The sequence below is a fragment of the Streptomyces sp. NPDC002130 genome, from assembly GCF_040296465.1.
Taxonomy (GTDB): domain Bacteria; phylum Actinomycetota; class Actinomycetes; order Streptomycetales; family Streptomycetaceae; genus Streptomyces.
In genome coordinates this window covers 1-1,535 of sequence record NZ_JBEOXI010000774.1, presented here as the reverse complement: position 1 = coordinate 1,535, position 1,535 = coordinate 1, and the positions used below count along the sequence as shown (strand labels likewise).

Sequence of the window (1,535 nt, the reverse complement as noted above, 5' to 3'; positions counted from 1 at the left end):
TGCACCGTGAACTGGTTGCCGTCGATCACCGGAAGCGGCGAGAAACGCTCACTGTGCACCGATCCGGTCGGGTTGCCCGCGAAAGCTGCAGCACGCACCATGTTCATCAGCGGGGCAGGTCCGCAGGTGTAGACCGCTGCGCCGGGCTTTGCAGCGGAGACCAGTGTTTCGACATCCGGCGGGCCGGATTCGTCGTCCGGTCGGATGGTTACCCGACCACTGGAATACTCTTCGATCTCGTGCAGAAAGGGCATCGCTGTGCGAGTTCGTCCGAGATAATCCAAACGCCAGGGGATTCCGCGGCGGTGACAACATTGCACCATGGGAAGTAGCGGAGTGATCCCGATTCCGCCCGCAACGAAGAGGTACGACGGAGCAGCGACAAACGGAAATGCATTGCGTGGCCCTCGGACGTCCACCACCATGCCGGGTTTCAGCGACTCGTGTATCTCGCGCGAGCCGCCCCCACCCTCGTCGATCCTGCGGACGGCGATCCGATACGAGGTCAAGTCGTCGGGGTCGCCGCACAGCGAATACTGTCGTTGCCTTCCCGAGGGGAGAAAGACGTCGAGGTGAGCGCCGGGAATCCACGACGGCAGGGTGATGCCTTCCCTCGGGGTCAAGGTGACACTCAGGACGTCGTCGCATTCGAACCGGACGGACTTCACGTCCAGAGTCATGTCGAACCCGCTGTAGCGGACCGGTCTGGGGCGCGAAAGTATTTGCGCTGCAAGGCTCGACGCAAAGATCCGACGGTATGCGCCCGTAGCCTGCGCGGCAAACCTCAACGACCGAGTCGGTGTGAAGTCGGGTGCGTCGTGAGGACGGTCGGCAGTCGTCTTGTTCATCCTTCACCCTCTCCGGAAGAACGATTGGCGGCAGGTGGCCGTACCGTCGTCCAACCCGCGGCCCCGGGTTGACGGGTGGTCCAGGTCCCCGGGATCTGCGACGGTACGAGAGTGGCTACCGTTGCAGGCTTCTTCGGAGCTGTCTCGTCTTCCTCGGGATTCGGGATTACGTCGCCGATGACGGTGATCACGGCCTCGTCAGCGGACTCTCCACGACGGAACTCGATTGCTATTCCGCCCGAGCTGTACTTTCCCAGAACCGAATCCGGAATCGACTCCACACTCGCGGGGTTCGGGGCGAGGGCTTGCGGAGGTTCGAGTCCGACCAACGCGGCCGCGGCTTCGGTGAAGAGATCACGGTAGAGGCCGTCGACCTTGCCGCCGCTGGTCAGCAGTGCGATCGCGACATTGTGGCGGGGGAAGATGCGCAGATACGCGTGCTGGCCGATGGTGCTGCCGTCGTGCCCGAAAATCTCTTCGCCCGACCAGGTTTCGTGGAACCAGCCCAAGCCCCAACCCGACTTGTCCGGGAACAGTTCGCTGATGTCGATTTCGGGTGTGCGCATCGCGGCGGCTGACTTTTCCGACACGATCCGTACGCCGTCGACGCTCTGTCCTTCGAGAAGACCGAGCCAGCACGCGGTCGGCCTCGTCGAGGGCGAGGACGGCCACGGAGCCGGGGTGGAC

2 protein-coding genes are annotated in these 1,535 nt (G+C 63.5%); both read right to left on the bottom strand.

What is annotated here, in order from left to right:
• A partial coding sequence (locus ABT116_RS45390; protein WP_351646908.1) for a ferredoxin reductase occupies positions 1-680 on the bottom strand: 680 nt, incomplete at its 3' end.
• A 164-nt stretch (positions 681-844) separates the two neighbouring features.
• Positions 845-1,535: serine hydrolase (locus ABT116_RS45385; protein WP_351646906.1), on the bottom strand; the 691-nt coding region annotated here is incomplete at its 5' end.